Consider the following 19,086-nt stretch of genomic DNA (forward strand, 5'->3'; position numbering starts at 1 on the left):
CAAATTTCCTAATAATTAACGGACTCGAGGTCCAAAAAAATTTTTACACCGAAAGGTTGATTAAACAGCTTAAAATTAAGCAGCTTGCTCTTCTTTCTGTACACGTACTGCTTCAATTGTTTTACACAATTTGCCAGCAGACGCTTCTTTCATAGCGCTCATTAAGCGTGCAACAGCTTCGTCGTATGTAGGTAGAGTTGCAAGCATGCCTGCGTCTACTACATTGCCTTCAAAAGCGGCCGTTTTAAGCTCAAATTTCTCGTTCTTTTTTGCAAAAGCAGAAAAGATACGCGCAGCAGCACCAGGGTGCTCTGATGAGAAAGCGATTAAGCTTGGACCAACAAATGAATCAGAAAGGCACTCAAACTGTGTTCCTTCAAGAGCACGTTTTGCTAAAGTGTTACGGACAACTTTCATCCAAACACCCGCTTCGCGAGCTTCTTTACGAAGGGCAGTAATTGCACCAACTGTTACACCACGAGAATCTGCAACAACTGCAGATAGAGCACCATTGGCTGCTTCGTTGACTTCAGCAACAATTGCTTTTTTGCCTTGAAGATTTAAAGCCATGGGTGTTACTCCTGGTTTAATGGGTTACCGTACATCGGTTTCCCTGTTCTACTCTTCCCTATCAAACAAGATAGAGATGCTTTTTACGGCGAGAGCCAGAAGATTAGGAAAAATCTATCTGGGGATTCACACCGTCTACGTAGGTGAATATTAAGGCCGAAGCCACCTACGGTCTTGGACGGAAGCCCAATTTATCGCCTTGCCCTAAGGCGCCTCGAAATTATGGACTTCAACCCGAATTCTTTACTTTGCTATTAATTAAATTAATCAGCAAAATGGCGCAAAATTATAGTACAAATTTCACGCCATGTAAACACTCAATTAAACAACAGCAGTTGTTAAAGTGCTTTGGTCAACAGAAACACCTGCGCCCATTGTTGTAGAGATGGTTACTTTCTTAACGTAAACACCTTTTGCTTGTGAAGGCTTAGCCTTCTTAAGCGCAACAATTAGCGACTCAAGGTTTTGTTGAAGCTGCTCAGCTGTGAAATCAACCTTACCAATAGTAGTATGGATGATACCATTTTTGTCATTGCGGTAGCGCACTTGACCAGCTTTAGCATTTTTAACTGCTTCTGCAACGTTAGGTGTTACAGTACCAGTTTTAGGGTTTGGCATTAGACCACGTGGGCCTAAGATTTGACCTAGTTGACCAACAACACGCATAGCGTCTGGTGATGCAACAACAACGTCAAAGTTCATCTCGCCTTTCTTTACTAGTTCAGCAAGATCTTCCATGCCTACTAATTCAGCACCGGCTTCTTTCGCAGCTTCTGCGTTAGCGCCTTGTGTGAATACAGCAACGCGAACGTCACGACCAGTACCGTTAGGTAGTACAGTAGCACCACGAACGTTTTGGTCAGATTTACGAGCATCGATACCAAGGTTAACGGCAACGTCAACACTTTCTACGAATTTAGCTGTCGCTAACTCTTTTAAAAGAGCAACCGCTTCATTGATTTCGTAATCTTTAGTTACTTCCACTTTTTCGCGGATAGTACGCATACGTTTAGTTAATTTAGCCATTTCTTAGTCCTCTACGTTCAAGCCCATCGCACGCGCAGAACCTGCGATAGTGCGAACCGCAGCTTCTAAATCAGAAGCTGTAAGGTCAGGTTTTTTAGTCTCAACGATCTCTTCAAGTTGAGCACGTGTTACTGTGCCTACTTTTTCAGTGTTAGGACGGCCTGAACCAGATTTGATACCTGCAGCTTTCTTAAGTAAGTAAGCAGCCGGTGGCGTTTTCATGTCGAACGTAAATGAACGGTCGCCGTAAACAGAGATCACTACAGGAACTGGAGCGCCTTTTTCGATAGATTCTGTACGTGCGTTGAACGCTTTACAGAATTCCATGATGTTTACACCGTGTTGACCTAGTGCTGGACCTACTGGAGGACTAGGATTAGCCATACCAGCAGCAACTTGTAGCTTGATTAGAGCTTCAACTTTCTTAGCCATTATAAATACCTCATTAGGTGGGTCTTAGCCTTGTGCGCGCGAGGACGCGTACTCTAGCGGCTTCCCAGTTTAAAAATTGGTTTCTCACTTTTCTGTATACAAACCAAGAAATGCTTACTTTGAATACAAAAAGGCCGCTGATTATAAGTTAATCAGCGGCCTTTTTCAAGCTTTATACCAAACAATATATTTTTTGGTATAAATCAGTTAATTTTTTTATCTATCTTGCTCAACTTGACCAAATTCAAGTTCAACAGGAGTAGAACGACCAAAAATAAGTACCGATACTTTTACGCGGCTCTTTTCATAGTCAACAGCTTCAACCACACCGCTGAAATCAGCAAATGGACCGTCAACAACACGAACCACTTCACCTGGTTCAAATAACGTTGCAGGCTTAGGCGCTTCAGCGTTTTCTTGTAAACGGTTAAGAATACGATCCGCTTCTTTAGCGCTAATTGGTGCTGGACGATCAGATGTACCACCGATAAAGCCCATAACACGCGCAGTGCTATTTACTAAGTGCCAGCTTGCATCATTCATATCCATTTGGATAAGTACATAACCTGGGAAGAACTTACGCTCAGATTTACGCTTTTGACCCGCGCGCATCTCAACCACCTCTTCAGTAGGGACTAATACTTCACCAAAGCTATCTTCCAAACCTTCGATCTTGATATGCTCAAGAATAGTTTGTGCAACACGCTTCTCATAACCTGAGAAAGCCTGTACTACGTACCAGCGTAGTTTCTTTTCGTTGTTCTCATCCGACATGGGATCAGATCTCCAATCCAGTTAAAAAGCCTACTGCGCGGAATAAAATGCCATCTAATCCCCAAAGGATAAGTGCCATAATCGCAGTTGCAACCATTACAATAAATGTCGTATGGGTAGTTTCTTGGCGCGTAGGCCACACTACTTTACGTACTTCTATGCGTGCTTCTTTTGCAAAAGCAAGAAAGGTACGCCCTTTTTCAGTTTGTGATGCAATGCCCAAACCTGCGGCAACAGCAACAACAACACCAATAGCACGTAATAACACAGACTGATCTGCGTACATATAGTTACCAACTACTGCGCCTGCAAGTAGCGCAATTGCCACAAGCCACTTTACTGAATCCATCGCACTTGATGGCGTTTCTACATTCGTGCTCATAATATTATTACCTTAACTACAGACACAACAACCCTACACTATGGCAGGGTTAATCCATTAAAATCCAAACTTAAAAACAGACTTATTTAAACCGATTTTTAACCTCAGACTTTACCCACAAACAGGATAAAATGGCAGGGGCGGAGAGACTCGAACTCCCAACCATCGGTTTTGGAGACCGCTGTTCTACCAATTGGAACTACGCCCCTGCAAAGTGGATGCCTATTATACTTACGCAATTCATTAACACAAGTGTAAAAGATGCCCATCTGACAAAATCTTAAGGGTTAATTAACCTGTTAGTTGTGAAATAACCAAATCAACTTCTTTCGTACGTTAGTTAATGTGATCACCTTTCACAATAAAATAACGGAGTTACGCTAATTGTAATATTTCACCTTGATAAAAATCACACTCTAACTAGGTTTGTTCAAATGGTTGTTCTACAGGTATCATCATCCCTTATAGTACATTCTAACAATCTATTTTATGCCAAATATGGCGTATTAGTATACCAGAATGCTGTTCATAGTAATGCAATAACAACTTGCCTGTGTCATGCTCAAGTTGTTATTTTTCTTGTTCACTGTGACACGTCATTAAGTATCGCATATATATCGCTCAACAGGCTTGATGCACCAAATCTAAATGTTGACGGATTCAAGTAACCTTCTCCCATAATACAGACAGCTAGCTGTAAGTAATTACTTGCATCCATAACCGTTTTCACGCCACCAGAAGCTTTAAAACCGACTACACGCGGCGACTGTTTAATTGTACTTAACATCACTTCGGTTGCTTCAAGGGTAGCATTTATAGCTACTTTCCCGGTACTGGTTTTTACAAAATCAGCACCACCAGCAATGGCAAGTTCTGTTGCTTGCTTGATCAATGCAGGCGTTTTTAACTCGCCAGATTCAATAATCACTTTAAGCTTTACATGCTCAGGGCAAAGACCTTTTGATGCACGCACATATTCCAGTGCTGTGGCTTCATCCCCCGCTATTAATGCCTGATATGGTAACACCAAATCAATTTCATCTGCGCCACGCTCTATGGCAATTAAGGTTTCATTAATTACCTCACTTAGTTCACTGTCGCCTAACGGAAAGTTAGTGACTGTAGCTACTTTTACATGACTCAACTCGCGCTCAGCTAAAGCCAGCTTAGCGTCATCAACAAACTCACTATATACACATACCGCAGCAGGAATACCTAAGCTGGGCTTAATGCTTGCAACCAAAGCCTCTATTGTTGCAGCACTATCATTATCATTTAAACTGGTTAAATCCATTAATTGTACAGCTAATGCTGCATCAGTCAGTTTCGTTGTCATAAATCCACCTGTCTTTGTCCTTAATTGTTTGCTTATAGTACCAAAAATAATAAATCCCGCTATAGCTAATAACCAAACACTCTAAGCTAGATATATACTCATTGCAGCACTTACAACTCGTCGCAATCCCCTGTTAAATAAGGCTTAAGCCAAACAGAACAACCTCATATAACTTTTAGTTATATTAACTGGGTTTTAATTATTTTTTACTTAGCTTACGCCGCTATATTCTGAGTTTCTGAAAAGCATCTTTGCTGTAATTTTTTCAAGGGTCAACACATGCAATATTTACCTATCTTTACCAAGCTCGACAATAAACCAGTATTGGTTGTTGGCGGTGGAGACGTTGCGTTACGTAAATGCCGTGCATTTTTGAAAGCTCGCGCTGATATCGCTGTAGTAGCACCTTGGTTTTGTGATGAATTAAAAGAACACGCTAATAATAATGAAGTCACACTTATTGATGCTTACTTTGATGAATATCACCTTGAAGGCAAAATGCTGGTCATTGCTGCAACCGACAATGATGACGTCAATAACAGCGTATTTGAGTTAGCAAATGCACGAAATATATTTGTAAACGTGGTGGACGACCAACCTAAGTGCACTTTTATTTTTCCTTCCATTGTTGATCGTGACCCGATCACTATTGCAATTTCAAGTGCTGGCACAGCACCAGTCTTAGCGCGTCGATTACGTGAAAAGCTCGAAACCTTGATCCCACAACACATCGGCCCGCTTGCAAGTTTAGTTGGCAGCTTTCGCGACAAAGTAAAACAGCGTTTCACGAGTTTTGCTGATCGTCGCCAATTTTGGGAAGGCGTATTTGATTCATCTGTCGTCAGCAAAGTACAAACGGGTGATACGGCGGCTGCAACCGAACAATTAGAACAATTGCTAGACGCAAAACCAGAACCTGAAGGCGAAGTATATGTAATTGGTGCTGGCCCTGGTGACCCTGAGTTATTAACTTTGAAAGCACTGCAATTAATGCAACAAGCCGATGTGGTGGTATATGACTACTTAGTCTCTGACGAAATTATGGATCTTGTGCGCCGTGATGCTGATTTAGTGTGTGTAGGTAAGCGTTTGGGCGATCACAGTGTGCCACAAGAAGATACCAATCAAATGCTAGTTAACTTTGCCAAACAAGGTAAAAAAGTGTGCCGCATTAAAGGTGGTGACCCATTTATTTATGGTCGCGGTGGCGAGGAAGTACAAGTATTAGCTGCAAACCAAGTGAGCTACCAAATAGTTCCTGGTATTACCGCTGCTGCGGGCTGTAGCGCCTATGCAGGTATTCCGTTGACTCACCGTGATCATGCACAAGCTATACAGTTTGTGACAGGTCATTGTAAAAAAGACGGCCAAGAACTGGATTGGCACTCACTTGCACAACCAAATCAAACCTTAGCTATATATATGGGTGTTATTAAATCGCCACATATACAAGCGCAATTGTTAAAGCATGGCCGCGGTGCTGAAACTCCCGTAGCAATTATTGAAAATGGCACGCGTAAAAATCAACGCGTAGTAACCGGTAAATTAGGTGAACTAGCTGACTTAATTGAGCGCAACAGCGTTATTTCACCGGCATTATTAATTATTGGTGAAGTTGCTTCATTACATGAGCAACTTCATTGGTTTGGCGAAAAAGCGCAAACCAGCAGCTTTGCTCAACCGCTTACAGGCGCGGCATAAGCATTAACGATTTAAATTTTTAGATTTTAACTTTAATCATTTTAGTAGGACGACTAACAATGGCTTTAACTCACCTTCAGCAATTAGAAGCTGAAAGTATCAAAATCATGCGCGAAGTCGCTGCTGAGTTTGAGAACCCAGTTATGCTTTACTCTATCGGTAAAGATTCATCGGTGCTTTTACACTTAGCGCGTAAAGCGTTTTACCCAGGTAAAATTCCATTTCCATTGCTTCACGTTGATACCAACTGGAAGTTTAAAGAAATGATTGAGTTTCGTGATCGCTTAGCCAAAGAGTATGGCTTTGACTTAATCGTCCATAAAAACCCTGAAGGTTTGGCCATTGATATCAGCCCATTCACCCATGGCTCTGGTAAACATACCGATATAATGAAAACTCAAGGCTTAAAGCAAGCACTTGATAAGTACGGTTTTGATGCCGCTTTTGGTGGCGCTCGCCGTGATGAAGAAAAATCACGTGCTAAAGAACGTGTTTATTCGTTCCGTGATAAGCACCATCGCTGGGATCCAAAAAACCAACGTCCTGAACTTTGGAATACCTATAACAGCCAAGTTAACCCTGGTGAAAGTATTCGTGTGTTCCCACTTTCTAACTGGACCGAGCTTGATATTTGGCAATATATCTATCAAGAAAACATCGACATGGTTCCGCTTTATTTAGCCAAAGAACGCCCAGTAGTTAAACGTGATGGTACTTTGATCATGGTTGACGATGAACGTATGCCGCTTGCTGATGGCGAAGTACCCATGATGAAGTCAGTGCGCTTTCGTACTCTAGGTTGTTACCCACTTACCGGTGCAGTGGAATCAACAGCCAGTTCACTGACTGAAATTATCGAAGAAATGCTGCTGTCGACTTCATCAGAGCGTGAAGGTCGAGTAATTGACCACGATTCAGCAGGTTCAATGGAAAAGAAAAAACGTGAGGGCTATTTCTAATGTCTATTAATACTAGCGACACAATTAACGAAGTAAAAGCAATTGGCATCGACGCTTACCTTGCTCGCCAACAAGACAAAAGTCTATTACGTATGCTGACCTGTGGTAGCGTGGATGACGGTAAATCAACCCTGATTGGCCGCCTACTGCACGACAGCCACCAAATTTATGAAGATCAATTAGCAGCACTGCACAAAGATAACGAAAAAGTCGGTAACGCTGGTGAAGAGTTAGACTTAGCCCTACTCGTTGATGGCTTACAAGCTGAGCGTGAGCAAGGTATTACCATCGACGTAGCATATCGTTATTTTTCAACCGCTAAGCGTAAATTTATTATTGCTGACACGCCAGGGCATGAGCAATACACCCGCAACATGGTAACCGGCGCATCAACCAGTGATGTTGCGATTATTCTTGTTGATGCTCGCTACGGTGTGCAAGTACAAACTAAGCGTCATAGCTTTATTTGTGATTCATTGGGTATTAAACAGTTTGTTGTTGCCGTGAATAAAATGGATATTGTTGATTTTGACGAAACCGTTTATGAGCGCATTAAAGCCGATTATTTAAAATTTGCTGAGCAACTTAACGTATCTAACATCAAGTTTGTGCCTATGTCGGCGCTTAAAGGCGATAACGTAGTCACTCGCTCAGAGCGCACACCGTATTACACTGATAAACCACTGCTTGAGTTATTAGAAGACTCACCAGCAGCTGAAACAGACACTGGCTTTGAAGCGCGCTTCCCTGTGCAGTATGTAGTACGCCCTAACCTAAACTTCCGTGGTTTCCAAGGTACATTGACCTCAGGGAAATTACGCGTTGGTGATGCCATTAAAGTATTGCCATCAGGTAAAACCTCGAGCATTAAAGAGATTGTCACCTTTGACGGCAACTTAGACACAGCCGAAGCTGGCCAAGCAATTACTTTAACGCTTAACACTGAAATTGATATTAGCCGAGGGGATGTGATCGTCCCTGCTGAGTCAACCGCGACTGTTACTAATCAAGTTCAAGCTAAGCTTGTATGGATGCACGAAGCGCCGCTAGTGCTAGGCAAAAGCTACAACTTTAAATTAGGCAGTAAAAACACCTCAGCTATTGTGAAAAAGATTGATCACACTATTGATGTGAACACTCTTGAGCATGGTAGCGCAGACAGCCTGCAATTAAACGAAATCGCTATTGTGACCCTAGAATTGACCGAAACTATTTTCGCCGATGCGTATCACAACAATCACGAAACCGGTGCCTTCATCTTAATCGACCGCCTGTCTAACTTAACAGTTGCAGCAGGTATGATTGAGAATGTACTTGCAAGCCAAGAACAAAACGGTAACTTTAGTGAGTTTGAAGTTGAATTTAATGCGTTAGTACGCAAGCACTTCCCACATTGGCAAGCGCTTGATATTTCTAAGCTTAAATAATAAACACTGCCTGTTAAGGACATATAAAGCATGTATCAACAGCTGGTATTAACAGGCATTATGCTAACTTTAGTCGGGTGCCTGTTTGGCACGCGGCTAAAGCCAGCATGGCTTTTTGTTGGCGCCATTGGCACCGCATACCTAGGTGGATTAATCAACCTCGAAGATATGCTGATCAACTACGCCAATCCATCACTGATCACCTTAGTGTTATTGGTACTGGTATCAATTGCGGTTGAAAAAACCACACTTGTACAAAAGCTTGCCCAATCATTATCAAAAGGAAGTTTAACCAGTTCAGTAACTAAACTGGGACTTTCGACAGCCTTTTTATCCTCATTTACCAATAATACAGCCGTGGTTGCGTCATTAATTACAGCAATTAAAGACAGCCCCACCCATTCACCATCAAAGCTGTTATTACCGCTGTCGTATACTGCGATTTTGGGCGGCACAATTACCTTAATTGGTACTTCAACAAATTTAATCGTCAATGGTTTTGCTGTTGATGCTGGCATGGCACCACTGGGCTTTTTCGACTTTACCTTAGTTGGCTTAGGTGCTTTAAGTGTGGGCCTGATCACTATTTTAGTGATGCTAAAATATCTGCCAGACAATGGCAAAAACGACCAAGAAGTAGTGCCCTTTTACCTTGAAGGTAAAGTAGAGTCTAGCTCAAAGCTGATTGGTAAAAGCGTTGAAGAAAACGGCCTACGGGAATTAAAAGACTTATTCCTTGCTGAAATTTTACGTGGCGATAAACGTATTTGCGCGGTAACTCCGCAGCAAGTGATTAAATCGGGCGATGTATTACTGTTTGTGGGCGACATCAAATCTGTACCATTACTAACGCGTTTTGACGGCTTGAAAATCGTTCACGATAAACACGAGAAAGACGTAGAGCACCTTGTTGAAGTTGTGGTGAGTCAATCGTCAAAGTTTATTGGCAAAACAGTCAAAGAAATTCGCTTTCGTGAACAATTTCATGCCGCGGTTATCGCTATCCGTCGTGGCCATGACCGCTTACAAGGTGGCTTAGGTAAAGTACAATTACAAGCGGGAGACTCATTGATCCTCGCCCCAGGTAAAGACTTTTACACCTTGCCAAACTTAAAGCGCGAGTTTGTGTATATCTCAGGGCTTGATCTACAAACCCACTTAGCGCCCAAGCAATCCAACTTAGTGCTCGCCAGCTTTGCTGGGGTGCTAGCGTTAAGCATTTTTGGCATTGTGCCTTTAGTTAAAGGTTTATTGGTATTGCTGATTGGCTTAATGCTCACGGGAACGATAAAGCTGAGCGAAGTAAAACGCCGTTTTCCGATTGAGTTACTCGCTGTAGTTGGAAGCGCCATTGGCCTTGCCAAGCTGATGATAGGCACCGGCCTAGCTGGACAAATATCTGCAGCATTGTTTTATGTACTCGGTGATTTTGGCCCCTATGGCGCGTTTATCGCGATTTTTGTAATGACAGTAATGTTCACCGAACTTATCACCAATAACGCCGCAGCGGCACTATCATTCCCTGTCGCTTATGCATTAGCAATGGGCTTTAATGTTGACCCGCTGCCGTTTATTATGGCGGTCGCCTTTGGTGCTTCTGCGAGTTTTATATCACCGTTTGGTTATCAGACTAACCTCATGGTGTACAGTGCTGGCAACTACCGCTTAAAAGATTACGCATTAATGGGCTTACCGCTTTCTATTATTTATTCAATAACGGTATTAACCCTTATTCCGCTGGTGTTTCCGTTTTAGCCAGCGCTACTTAGTATTTGATAAGAGAGTTTTACAATGGATGAGAACATTGTTTGGCATAACTATGCCATTACTAAAGCACAACGTAGCGAACACAAAAGCCATAAACCGGCTATTTTATGGTTCACTGGATTTTCTGGTTCAGGTAAAAGCACCGTTGCTAATGCATTAGAAAGCACACTGAATCAGCAAGGTATTCATACTTACCTGCTTGATGGCGACAACGTACGCCACGGCTTGTGTAAAGATTTAGGCTTTAGCGACGAAGACCGCATCGAAAATATTCGCCGCGTTGGTGAAACCGCCAAACTAATGGTCGATGCTGGATTATTGGTACTCACCGCATTTATTTCCCCATTTCGCGCTGAACGCGATATGGTAAGAAACTTAGTCAATGACGGTGAATTTATCGAAGTGTTTTTAAACACACCTCTGGACGTATGCGAAAGTCGCGATCCAAAAGGCTTATACAAAAAAGCCCGCGCAGGTGAAATAAAACACTTCACAGGTATTGATTCAGACTACCAAATACCCCATTCACCGGAAATAATCTTAGATACCAGCAAAAACACCCTAGACCAATCGGTGCAAGAGCTGATAGCGTATCTAAAACAACAGCAAATTATTAAAGGTTAACTCATGAACCAAACGGAACTGCTCGAAGAAATACTGATCCTCGCCCGCCAAGCTGGCAGCGCTATTATGGGGATTTACGAAAAGGATTTTAACGTTGAGTACAAAGCTGATGAAAGCCCTGTAACCGACGCTGATCTTGCAGCTCACAAAGTGATTACCAATGGCCTGGCCCACTTAACCCCAGAGATCCCAGTATTAAGTGAAGAAAGTGCCGATATCAGCTGGGATATTCGCCAAACGTGGACCCGCTATTGGCTGGTTGACCCAATCGACGGCACTAAAGAGTTTATTAAAAAGAACGGTGAGTTTACCGTTAACATCGCCTTGATTGAAAACGGCAAGCCTATCTTAGCGGTAGTAGATGCGCCTGCGCTAGGCGTGTCTTATCTGGCAGCAGAGGCAATCGGCGCATTTAAAGACCGAGGTGATGAGCGCATCGAGCTTAAAGTCACCACCAAAGCAAACAAAGGCCTTATTCGCGTAGTCGGCAGCCGCTCGCATCCATCACCGGATTTAGCAGATTTTGTAAAACGCTTTGACGAGGTGGAAATGGTCTCAAAAGGTAGTTCATTAAAACTGTGCTTAGTCGCCGAAGGCAGCGCCGACATCTACCCACGCCTAGGCCCAACTTGTGAATGGGACACCGGAGCAGGTCACGCGATTGCTGAAATAGCAGGCGCAAAAGTCACTAAACTCGACGGCAGCCCGCTTGTTTACAATACAAAAGATGAGTATTTGAATCCATTTTTTGTGGTGAGTGTGATAGAAGAGTAAAAGCTTTCAGCTGTAAGCTATCAGCCGTCAGATTAAGAGCAAAACAGTGTTAAATTTATCACTGAGGCTTGGTTGGGTGCAGAGACGTAGGCTGGGTAGAGCGAAGCGAAACCCAGCATGTTTAAGCCACAAGCTGTAGAGTTTTAAGCGGTAAGTTTTAAGTATCATATTCCACCTCGTAGGAGTTGGCTTCAGCCACGAATAGTTGACCCTGTAACTAATTATGCTCTGCATTCTATTTAAAAGACAATTTCACCACCGAGAGCACAGAGTCACTTCGCTACACAGAGGTTTTAAACCTAAGCTATAAACAATAACTCGGAATCTCGCCTAAGCTCAACTCTAACTTACTCATAAACCTAAATTATTGATGACTTTAAATTTCTGATTCTCTGTTATATCTTGATGTTGAAAACATTGAATTTTATTTTTTAAGTCTACCTTTTGATCTGTCGTAACTTTTAGTGGGTGCTGACGAAAATAAATAGCTTCAGATTCAGAAAATTGAGCATTATTTATAAGGAGAAGAATTGCATTTGCTGAAACACTATTTAAACAAAGACTAAGAATATTTTCCATCCTCTTTTCATTAAAGTTGAATTTTGAATCATCAAATTGTGTAAATACCAAATACTTTATTATTACCTCAATGGATTCCATATTTAGTTGGTCTAAGTTTTCGATTAAAAATTTTCTGAAATCTATATTTTGCGTAAAGCTTTTGGCTTTCTCAGCGATCTTATGGCGATCTTCTAACTCTTCAACATCAAAGTAATCACCTTTAGAATCTTTTTTAACAAATAAGCTAGGTAACTCTCGAGCTATAAAAAGGGAGTCATAATGCCAAGTAAGGATTCTAAATAGTAAAGCTTGAGTTGATGCCATCCCAACGAGTTTATTTAACACTTCTTCAAAGTGACCTTCAATAACAACAGTTCGTAATAGCGTATTTTCAAAAATACTAGAAGGTAAAAATAAACCTGACTTTTCAGCCTGTTTATTGTCTAAAATTGCAAAGGCTAATGACTTTCTCTTATTCTTATCTTCAATACCGTCACCAACTCCAAAAATATCATTAAAACGTTCAAAACTGACTAACCAACGATGATCTGTGCATATATGATTAGCTAATTCTGCTGCATTTTCAGGGGATACCGTCTTAAAGTATTTCAAAACCTCCTGATCTCTTAGTTCATTTTTAGGAACCGCTTCTAATAGAATTCTATTTAAATAATTCACTGTATATTGCGAATTACCGATACCTTGAAGATAATCTCTCCCATCTTTTTTAGCGAAATTACCTTTAGCTTCCATTAAGTGGTCAGGTAAATCAACTAAACACTCGATAAGTGAAGTTAATACTTTATTCTCAATAGGGCTGGAGTTATTAGTAACTAGATCATGTAACATTTCTTTAATACTTCTACTGCCTTCAACTGGATTTATATGGGAACTTGTACCATTTAGTAGCCTCGGATAGTTACTAATAAACTGATTAAATAATACTGGTTTTAATTCTCTTAAAGTCATTAGTAGCATTAAAGAATCAAATGCCACTTCCCCTAGAAGTTTTTCATTTACCCAACATTTATCGACTCGGCGCATGATACGTTTGAGCATGCGCATTGAAATAATTAAATTGCTAGCGATAATTCCAGGGAGGTAGCGCTCTTCACTAAAAATATCAGAGGTTAATTTTGTGTATCTATTAAAATTAATAATAAATGGTTCATTAGTTAAAACCATTTCTTTATTAAATATCTCTTTAGTACTTAATTCTGCCCACTTACATAACTTATCTCTAAAATCTTGCTCTACAATCGTCTCAACATAGTCAGCTATCTTGCCCAACACTTCAATATGCTCAATTTTAGTATTTCCCATAGCAATAATAAAATTAATATGACTTAATTTTCTATCCTTTAACCTATCCAATAATGCTGCGATATCATTTAAACGTTTTGCACTTTCATCATCTGTACCACGATCGACGTCTTGCAGGGTGATCAGTAATTTATGGTTGGTTACTTCAAGAACATCATTAAGCTTTTGAAAGCTTTGCTCAATATTAATTGGGCCTGCGAGCAATGTAGATGCAAATTGAAAAAAGCTGCCGCCTGATTTTAGGGCTTCGGTATAATGTTTTGGTAACGCACGAAAGGCGCACATATCTAAGTGCTGGCTGATATCATCAATAATATGGCTAAGTACAACATGAGCAACACTGCCGCTAGCTGCGCCCCACGTTGATATATCACTATGTATCCAATTAATCTTGTTTTGTCGTGCTACTTTTAGCTTTTCTTCATCTGATAATTCAGCTTCTACCTTTTTAGATTTTTTGAGCTCATTTGCTATTGCAGCGACAATGCTACTTTTACCACATCCAAATGGACCACACAGTGCAATATGCTGCGCCATATATTGTTCATATTTATCACCACCATTGCGCAGTCGCTCAGTAATACGATTAGCGTAAACCTTTAAATCTTGCTCTAATTTATCAGTGTTTTTGATTATTGAGTCATCTTTAAACCAAGCTCTAAAGTCTTCTAAATCACTAAATTCATTATCAGAGTCACTCAAAGCAATGTCATTATTCGTGGATACAACTTCAGAGCTACAATTCACTCTCATTCTAAGAATAACTGCAATGCTATAAAGTAAAATAAATGTAGATATTAGCGGCCATGGCATTTCGCAATAACCAGAGATAACTAAGCATATTGCTAACAATAAAAATATTAGCACCGTTGATTTAGTAAATACTTTTTTCGCTTTGTCACCCGGCTCTTGAAATGAGATATACAGCGCGCATGCAAAAATCGTAATGTGCAAATACCGTAAGCTAGCGTGAAGCAACTCATCATCGAATAAATAGCCTTGGTAGCGTTCACTAATGAACACATATACAAGTATTGCAATTACCGAGAACCACACAGCAATAGTAATTGGCGGGTACTTCCAACTAAACCCAATACTGCGTTTGGCGTGGGAGATATAAAACTTATCCAGCATTAGCTTGATGCCAATGCCTGCTAAAAACGCGAAACTATAATGTAGCGCGGGGCTTGTATTTAAAATACTGCCCCAGCTTGCATAGGCTTGCTGTACAAAACTGATGTTACTTACAAATACCGTAATCGCAGCTGCGGTAATTGCGCACAATAACAGTGATAGCCAACGCTGGACTGGAATAGGAAGAGACTGCGACAATGTAATTTCCTTATAAGTAAACAAGTTAAAGCAACTAGCCCAGTCTATACTTAATTACTTGAAATTAGAAACAACTAGCAACTACACAGAGGTTTACTCCTCTGTGTAGCGCGTAGCGCCTCCAAACCTCGGTGGTTCCAAACATTTACTTTGGCTTGTCGTTTTCAGTTTTAGCCTTCGTCTATAAGTGACTTTAAGCATGAAATATCTGACACCGAAGTACTTGGTATTGGTGTTCTTTTGTAAGTCGGGATTCATCCCGTCACATTGTCAGACTAAAGCCAGACCTTGATAAAATGAGCAAATAATTACATTGTTCATCGTAGGTTGAGTTGAGTATTACAACATTCAACCTATTTAAACCAAAGAAAGCAGTACAGCTTTAAGCGATAAGTTGTAAGCTTGAACCATTCGATTACTAAGTTATTTTATTCGCTTGTGCTGCTTTTTCTGCATAAAAATAAGTTGATTGCATACTCAAAGGCTTACTCAACAGCCCAGTTTCTATATTATTCAATACAGCTAGGTTTTTCTTTGCAGGTTCATAGTCTGGATCAAGCGCTAACGCTTGCTCAAAGTAATCTCGCGCTTGTGTATAATCCTGTAACATTAAATAACAAATCCCTAAGTTCCCTTTAGCCTGCACATGCTTAGGCTGATTTGATGCAATCACTTTAAACAAGGGAATAGCTTTTTCGTACTGCTCTGTTTGGAGTAATTCAAAGCCCTTATCGAAACGTTCTGAATCTTCAAGGTACTGTTCAATAGTAAAACCTGTCGGCAAGTCTTTTTCAACTAACTCAACAATTTCTTTAGACGCAGTAATAACGTCTGTATCTTCTGGTGACGCATGCTTCAATGCTGCAACATAGTGCTTAATAGATAAATCAACCTTTCCAGTTTTTTGATAACTAATCGCCAGGTTATAGTGAGCTAAAGCATATTCACCATTAACTGCTATGGATTTCAGCAAGTTTTGTATAGCTAAGTTATAATCACCTTTGAGTACAGCCATTATACCGACCCCATAATAGGTCAAGTAATGACGTGGGTACTTTTTAGCTGCTTTTTTCAGCAAGTACTTACCCTGTTTCGCATCGCCATTCTGCAAAAAATAAAATGCATCCTCTAAGATATCTTCGAGGTATAAGGTTGCTTTATCGACCACTTTGATCTCCATTACTACTTTGGTTAAATAGACCTAACTGTTGTAAACCATCAATTTTAAGTTGTAAGTTAGAACTCTTCAACTAATGAATAATCACCAAGGCACTTCACGCTCCATAGAGGCTTTAGTCATGAAACATTCCTCTATCTAAAAAGCCTCTCGTAAAATCAGCTATTGTGTTTTAACATTCTCGGTTCAATTAATTGATTCTACGGGAAGAAGTAATGACAACGATTGAAAGTGCGATTGATTCAGCCTACCAAGCGCAAATTAAAAATCTCTATAATGCACTAAGCCAAGCTGTACTTGCAGCGAATGGCGATGCAGATGCGATTAGCGCTGCTGAAACAAGCTTTAAAAAAGGCCTAGCCTTTGCCGCTGATATTAGAGGTCGTGCCCTAGCTGCAATCGCGTAAACTAAAAAGCCTTGTAAGCTTGTCACCTACAGGGCTTTTCTTTGAATATGTTGATGCTTCACTCAATTCATGGATAATTATAGAGGCATGGATTATTAACAAGGAACGATATATGCTCGGCTTAATTCGATATACCGTAGAGTTATGTCCAGAAGTTAAAGGTCAACTGTCCGATAATGGAATCCCATTAGCCAATCAACTCATTGAACGAAGCTTAACCTACGAAGAAGAAGAGCTAGATAGTGTTTATACTGATGAAAACGGTTGTTTCTCATTTCCAGCTAAATCTTTAAAATCTCGCAAACCTGGAAGTATTTTCCATGAGCCTGTGGTCAGAATAATCATAGATTTAGAAAAAGATGGTGAGGTTTACAACCTCTGGTTAGGTTTTCAGCATGGACTAAAAAACCCGAAAGAGTTTAAAAAGCTTTTGAAAGACTTAAAAGCAGATTTAACGGATAAAGAAGTAAAACATCACCTAATTAACCCTGAGGATCCATTAGACGAACACTTTATCAAAAGTATTGCTCGCTGGGAAAACAAAATTAAAAGGGCTTATAATGGCAACTTTATCACCCATTTTATGCGCTGAATTAGCTAAAATTTCTTATGACATAAAGAAAGCAGACCGAAGAAGTCGATACTCAATAGTTACGTCAAACTCTTTAGAAAACAACTTTTCTTTTGACCTATAAAACACTCCAACAAATGGTTTGCTTGCATTGGCAGGCTATGCTCGAACTAAAATAAAAGAGTTATCAGCTGAATTTATTAAGTGGGTATTTGAAAAAACACTACAGATGGTTAATAAAATAGCTCAAAAAGCACTGTCGGCAGTAGATTAATTAACGCTATTTAGCTCGAAGAAGCCATACTCTAAAAAGCCCTGTAAGTTTGTCACCTACAGGGCTTTCATTTAATCTAACTAAAGTCTCTAAAGCTACTCGCTAAGCAACAAAGCCATAAATCAAAGCAGCTACCGCTAATAAGCCTACCGCTAACACAAACAAGGTGCTAAAACGGCCACGGTACTTTTGTAATGCTGGAACTTTATAAACAGCAATCATTGGCATGATAAATAATATCATCGCAATAATCGGCCCTGATAGTTGATCCATCATATCTAAGATACTTGGGTTTTTAACAGCACAAAACCAAATAGCAAAAAACATGATAGCAACACCAATTTTGTCAGCGTTTTTCAGCGACAAATTTGTTTGTTTAGTAACAAGCCCATTAAAGCTTTCTCTTGCTCCTAAAAAATGACCTAAGAAAGATGAAGTGATAGCAATAAACGCGACTAGCGGGCCAAAGGTGGCGATAAATGAATTGTCTGTCACATTCGCTAGGTAAGATAACACTGAAACGTTCTGTGCTTTAGCTTGCAGCATTTGCTCTGGCGTTAAAGAGAGTACACAGGAGAATACAAATAACAACACAAATACAATTAGCAGTAAGCTAGTGCGCTTTAAAATCGCCTCTGACTTAGCTGTAGCTTGGTTACCATAATGACCTCGTTGTACATTTACAAAGCTTGAGATCGCCGCTGCGTGGCTAAATGAGAACACTATAATAGGAATTGACAGCCATAACGTTTTACTAAAGCCTGCAAACTCAGGAAAGGCCATATTTGGTACTTGCCAGCTCGGAATTAAATACAACGATAAAAACAATAAAATCCCTACTAACGGATACACTAAAATAGCAAAAGCACGCAACATTAGCCTTTCACCACCGAGCATCAAGCTGATCATACCTGCAACTAAAACTCCTGAAAGCAATACTCTAGAAGGTGCTTCCATACCTAATTGGTTTACCATAAAACTATCAACAGTATTTGTGAGGCCAACACCATAGATCAGTAGAATTGGAAATATTGATAAGAAATACAATAATGAAATTAATCTACCTGCATTAACACCAAAATGCTCTTCAACTACATCGGTAAAATCAGCATCTTTGTTATTTGATGACAACACAAAACGCGCTAAGCCACGGTGGGCTAAAAATGTCATCGGCAACGCCATGCACGCTAAAATGATCAGTGGCCAAAAACCACCAATACCAATATTAATTGGCAAAAACAAAATACCCGCACCAACGGCGGTCCCAAAAAGACTTAATACCCACTGGGTATCATGAAAGTTCCATTTCGATTTACTTGTTGTCGATGCTCCAAACTGCGCAGCATCTGTGGAAGAGTTCATGCACTTCACCTATTAGTATAATAATTTGGCAAGATCATATAGAAATCAACACATTATTTCAGTTTTTGGCGACATAATTCACTAAATATTACAGCCTATTTTGTAATTACTGAGTTACTTACTGTCATGAATTTGAAACAGCCATAAAATCAAAATTCATTAGCTGATAGAGGAAATAAATTTGCGAGGTTTCGAGTTTCGAGTTTCGAGTTTCGAGTTTCGAGTTTCGAGTTTCGAGTTTCGAGTTTTATAAAAAAAAACTTTTCGCGCCCTATGTCAAGCGTTCGCTAACTCACATTTTAAACGC

General features: G+C 40.4%; 17 protein-coding genes and 1 tRNA gene. 8 read left to right on the forward strand and 10 right to left on the reverse strand.

Annotation, left to right across the window (positions count from 1 at the left end; all coding sequences use genetic code 11):
- Positions 1–75: 75 nt before the first annotated feature.
- The 7 genes from rplJ to deoC form a co-directional block, all read right to left on the reverse strand.
- Positions 76–570, reverse strand: coding sequence for a 50S ribosomal protein L10 (gene rplJ, locus J7338_RS19455; RefSeq protein ID WP_210798626.1), 495 nt, complete (start codon positions 568–570; stop codon positions 76–78).
- Between the two features lie 321 nt (positions 571–891).
- On the reverse strand, positions 892–1,596 hold the full coding sequence (gene rplA / locus J7338_RS19460; protein ID WP_210798627.1) for a 50S ribosomal protein L1: 705 nt from the start codon (positions 1,594–1,596) through the stop codon (positions 892–894).
- A 3-nt stretch (positions 1,597–1,599) separates the two neighbouring features.
- A complete protein-coding gene (gene rplK / locus J7338_RS19465; RefSeq protein ID WP_008108462.1) occupies positions 1,600–2,028 on the reverse strand; it encodes a 50S ribosomal protein L11 in 429 nt (142 codons plus the stop codon).
- A gap of 216 nt (positions 2,029–2,244) precedes the next feature.
- On the reverse strand, positions 2,245–2,802 hold the full coding sequence (gene nusG / locus J7338_RS19470) for a transcription termination/antitermination protein NusG (RefSeq protein ID WP_210798628.1): 558 nt from the start codon (positions 2,800–2,802) through the stop codon (positions 2,245–2,247).
- Positions 2,803–2,806: 4 nt separating this feature from the next.
- Positions 2,807–3,184, reverse strand: coding sequence for a preprotein translocase subunit SecE (gene secE, locus J7338_RS19475; protein WP_016710555.1), 378 nt, complete (start codon positions 3,182–3,184; stop codon positions 2,807–2,809).
- Between the two features lie 132 nt (positions 3,185–3,316).
- A tRNA-Trp gene (locus tag J7338_RS19480) sits at positions 3,317–3,393 on the reverse strand.
- 374 nt (positions 3,394–3,767) lie between these two features.
- A complete protein-coding gene (gene deoC, locus J7338_RS19485) occupies positions 3,768–4,520 on the reverse strand; it encodes a deoxyribose-phosphate aldolase (protein ID WP_210798629.1) in 753 nt (250 codons plus the stop codon).
- Positions 4,521–4,799: 279 nt separating this feature from the next.
- Between deoC and cysG the strand changes: the two genes are divergently transcribed.
- The 6 genes from cysG to cysQ are packed head-to-tail and all read left to right on the forward strand — an operon-like array spanning position 4,800 to position 11,772.
- Positions 4,800–6,221 carry a siroheme synthase CysG gene (gene cysG, locus J7338_RS19490; protein WP_210798630.1) on the forward strand — a complete coding sequence of 474 codons (1,422 nt, stop codon included), beginning with the start codon at positions 4,800–4,802 and terminating at the stop codon, positions 6,219–6,221.
- A 59-nt stretch (positions 6,222–6,280) separates the two neighbouring features.
- Positions 6,281–7,180, forward strand: coding sequence for a sulfate adenylyltransferase subunit CysD (gene cysD / locus J7338_RS19495; RefSeq protein WP_210798631.1), 900 nt, complete (start codon positions 6,281–6,283; stop codon positions 7,178–7,180).
- Positions 7,180–8,607 (forward strand): sulfate adenylyltransferase subunit CysN, encoded by a 1,428-nt coding sequence (cysN, locus tag J7338_RS19500; protein ID WP_210798632.1) that lies wholly within the window; start codon positions 7,180–7,182, stop codon positions 8,605–8,607. Before cysD ends, cysN begins: the two co-directional genes overlap by 1 nt.
- A 30-nt stretch (positions 8,608–8,637) precedes the next feature.
- Positions 8,638–10,362, forward strand: a complete 1,725-nt coding sequence (locus tag J7338_RS19505) for an SLC13 family permease (RefSeq protein WP_210798633.1) — start codon at positions 8,638–8,640, stop codon at positions 10,360–10,362.
- Positions 10,363–10,398: 36 nt separating this feature from the next.
- The gene (gene cysC, locus J7338_RS19510) at positions 10,399–10,998 is read left to right on the forward strand and encodes an adenylyl-sulfate kinase (protein ID WP_210798634.1); all 600 of its coding nucleotides are present in this window, start codon (positions 10,399–10,401) and stop codon (positions 10,996–10,998) included.
- Positions 10,999–11,001: 3 nt separating this feature from the next.
- The gene (cysQ, locus tag J7338_RS19515) at positions 11,002–11,772 is read left to right on the forward strand and encodes a 3'(2'),5'-bisphosphate nucleotidase CysQ (protein ID WP_210798635.1); all 771 of its coding nucleotides are present in this window, start codon (positions 11,002–11,004) and stop codon (positions 11,770–11,772) included.
- 351 nt (positions 11,773–12,123) lie between these two features.
- On the opposite strand, the gene J7338_RS19520 is transcribed toward cysQ, so the two are convergent.
- Complete coding sequence (locus J7338_RS19520) at positions 12,124–14,790, reverse strand: P-loop NTPase fold protein (protein WP_210798636.1); 2,667 nt, start codon at positions 14,788–14,790, stop codon at positions 12,124–12,126.
- 616 nt (positions 14,791–15,406) lie between these two features.
- The gene (locus tag J7338_RS19525; protein ID WP_210798637.1) at positions 15,407–16,156 is read right to left on the reverse strand and encodes a tetratricopeptide repeat protein; all 750 of its coding nucleotides are present in this window, start codon (positions 16,154–16,156) and stop codon (positions 15,407–15,409) included.
- Positions 16,157–16,380: 224 nt separating this feature from the next.
- On the opposite strand from J7338_RS19525, the gene J7338_RS19530 reads away from it, so the two are divergent.
- Entirely contained in the window at positions 16,381–16,572 is a 192-nt protein-coding gene (locus J7338_RS19530) for a hypothetical protein (protein ID WP_064668708.1), read from the forward strand.
- 112 nt (positions 16,573–16,684) lie between these two features.
- On the forward strand, positions 16,685–17,164 hold the full coding sequence (locus J7338_RS19535) for a DUF6795 domain-containing protein (RefSeq protein WP_210798638.1): 480 nt from the start codon (positions 16,685–16,687) through the stop codon (positions 17,162–17,164).
- Positions 17,165–17,519: 355 nt separating this feature from the next.
- Here J7338_RS19535 and J7338_RS19540 read toward each other — a convergent pair whose 3' ends face one another.
- Entirely contained in the window at positions 17,520–18,779 is a 1,260-nt protein-coding gene (locus tag J7338_RS19540; protein ID WP_210798639.1) for an aromatic amino acid transport family protein, read from the reverse strand.
- Between the last annotated feature and the right edge of the window lie 307 nt (positions 18,780–19,086).

This window comes from Pseudoalteromonas ostreae (assembly GCF_018069805.1).
Lineage (GTDB): Bacteria > Pseudomonadota > Gammaproteobacteria > Enterobacterales > Alteromonadaceae > Pseudoalteromonas > Pseudoalteromonas ostreae.